At 26.7% G+C, this 2,776-nt stretch carries 3 protein-coding genes; 1 reads left to right on the top strand and 2 read right to left on the bottom strand.

What is annotated here, in order from left to right:
- Window positions 1-127 precede the first annotated feature (127 nt).
- On the bottom strand, window positions 128-652 hold the full coding sequence (gene hpt, locus NSA58_RS18445) for a hypoxanthine phosphoribosyltransferase (protein ID WP_039679021.1): 525 nt from the start codon (window positions 650-652) through the stop codon (window positions 128-130).
- A gap of 206 nt (window positions 653-858) precedes the next feature.
- Here hpt and NSA58_RS18440 point away from each other — a divergent pair, with 206 nt between their 5' ends.
- A complete protein-coding gene (locus NSA58_RS18440) occupies window positions 859-1,935 on the top strand; it encodes a pyridoxal phosphate-dependent aminotransferase (protein ID WP_039679022.1) in 1,077 nt (358 codons plus the stop codon).
- A gap of 33 nt (window positions 1,936-1,968) precedes the next feature.
- Here the strand turns inward: NSA58_RS18440 and NSA58_RS18435 are convergent.
- Window positions 1,969-2,776: ribonuclease H1 domain-containing protein (locus NSA58_RS18435; protein ID WP_330652605.1), on the bottom strand; the 808-nt coding region annotated here is incomplete at its 5' end.

Raw genomic sequence — 2,776 nt, 5'->3', positions numbered from 1 at the left:
ACTTTTATCATAATTCTACTTTTTAAATTGATTTGAATTGTAAATTATATAAATCAGATAATTTATAATTCCTTAATATGTCAAAGGAGTATAAGATTTACTCTTATACTCCTTTTTTATTATGGTCTTATATATCTTCAACAATACCTATATAAGGAAGATTTCTATATTTTTCAGCATAGTCTATTCCATATCCAACTATAAATTTATCTTCAATTACATATCCCACATAATCAACTTTAATATCTGAAGATCTTCTTTCTGGTTTATCTAATAATGTGCAAAGTTTTAATGATTTTGGTTTTCTAGTTTTTAAAGCAGCAACTAACGAGCTTAAAGTTAAACCTGAATCAATTATATCTTCAACTATTAATACATTTTTATTTTCTATATCTACATCTAAATCTTTTATTATTTTAACTGTCCCTGATGAAGAAGTTGATGTTCCATAACTTGAAACAACCATAAAGTCCATTCTTACATCTAAGTTTATCTCTCTTATTAAATCAGCACAAAAAATACTAGCACCTTTTAATATTCCAACTACTAGTAGTTCTTCTCCAGCATAATCTTTTTCTATTTGACTTGCTAGTTCTTTAACTTTATTTTTTATTTCTTCTGCTGAGTACATGACTCCATTTAATTTATACATAATTCCCTCCCATTAATGATGAATCATATTTATTATAACATATATTTTTCCTTTTTAAAATATTTTCATTCGTGTTTTTTATTACATATTTTATTGTATATTCCATTTATTGTATTAGTACAATATTCTTTTTATTTTTATACATATCTACATATATTAAATTTATACTATACTATATTAAGAATTAAAAAATTGGAGGGCTAATTATGAGTGTAAATCATGGTGCTAATTTATATGATTTGTCAAAAAAATATGGTTTTTCAAAAGATGAATTTTTAGATTTCAGCTCTAATATTAATCCATTTGGTACATCAACTTTAGCTAAGGAATATGTAATTAACAATATAAATATGGTCTCAGTTTATCCTGACCCAGAATACGGTGCATTAAAAAAATCAATTTCATCTTATTGTAACTGTAATGAAGAAAATATGGTTCTTGGAAGCGGTGCTACGGAACTTATATCTGCTTTTATAGGTACTATAGCTCCTAAAAAAGCAGTTCTTATTTCCCCAGCATATTCGGAATATGAGAAAGAACTTAAGAAGAATAATTGTGAAATAATTAAATATTTTTCTAGAGAATATAATGATTTTAAAATAGACCCTGTGGATTTAATAGATTTTATAAATGAACATGAGTGTGATTTAATTATCATCTGTAATCCCAACAACCCAACAGGTTTTTCTTTTTCTAAATTTGAAATAGAGGTTATACTAAATAGTACCAATGCTTTTGTTATGGTAGATGAAACTTATGTGGAATTTACAAATACTAATATTTATTCTTCTGCTCCTCTAGTAGACAAATATAACAACTTATTTGTAATTAGAGGTACATCTAAATTTTTCTCTACACCTGGAATTAGATTAGGATATGGATTAATTGGGAATGAAAATGTAAAAAATAAAATCAACGAAAATCTTGATTTATGGAATATAAATATCATTGCCTCTGCCATGGGCGAAATTATGTTTACAGATAAAAACTATATTAATAAATGTGTAAATACAATTTTAGACGAGAGAAATTATTTATATAATTCTTTAAGTTCATTTAATAATCTTAAGGTTTATGAAAGTAAAGGTAATTTTATATTATGTAAATTAGAAGATAAAATTATGACCGCTCAAAATCTTAGAGAAAAACTAATCCCGAAAAAAATTATAATAAGAGACTGTGAATCCTTCGATGGTTTAGATGAATATTACTTTAGGGTATGTGTGCTAACACCAGAAAACAATAGATATCTTATTAGTTCTTTAAAAGAAATTTTACTTTAAAAATAAAGGAAGCTGCTCCTAAAGCAACTTCCTTTATTTATTTTCATTTAAATATTTTATAATAGCGCCTTTAGCAGCTTCATCTGCTAAGTCATTATACACACTTTCATTGCTATGTGCCTTTACTTTTACAAAACAAATATTCAGTTCCTTACTTATATCTTCCATATATTTTACATATTCTTGAGTATACTCATTCTTTGCCTGCCACTCACCACTAGCCCACAAAGCTATGTTTTTTAAATCATGATATATAGCAATATTTTTATTACCTAATTCTTTAGCTTTATTCAATGCAACCTTCACTGATTCTAACTCTCCTACTATGTTCCACTGGTCCCATTTATCATATCCTGCATTATAATAAGTATCATAAGAATTTTCTTTAGGATTAAGAACAATTACTCCAGAACCAAAAACTTGATTACCTCTGTCATAACTTCCATCTACAAAAGCTATAAACTCATAATCATTTATAATTTCTTCTGGGTTTATATAGGATTTATAAGTTTTAACCTTTGCTGTACTTCTTATAGGTTTAACATCATAACCTTCCTTTAGCTGCTTTGTTGTTGTACTCGCAATTTTCTTAGATGGTGTTTTAGATTTTAACGTATCTTCATTTTTCACAACCTTTATATTGTTATCACCAATAAATTCTAATGCTTCCTCAATAGTTGGAAAACTTTTAAACTTTGCTCCTTTATATCCTGTTACTTGTGCAGAACAGTCAGCCCATGTTAAATATATTCCCGGGGTTTTTCCAACTTTTACTGCATAGTACTTCTTTTTTGACATATTCAATTTCCTTTCTTTATGTATTACAAACATATATAGATCG

It is taken from the genome of Terrisporobacter muris, from assembly GCF_024621905.1.
In the GTDB taxonomy this organism is placed as follows: domain Bacteria; phylum Bacillota; class Clostridia; order Peptostreptococcales; family Peptostreptococcaceae; genus Terrisporobacter; species Terrisporobacter muris.
Note: the sequence above shows the minus strand (reverse complement) of the source record. Positions and strands in the feature narration are given on the sequence as shown.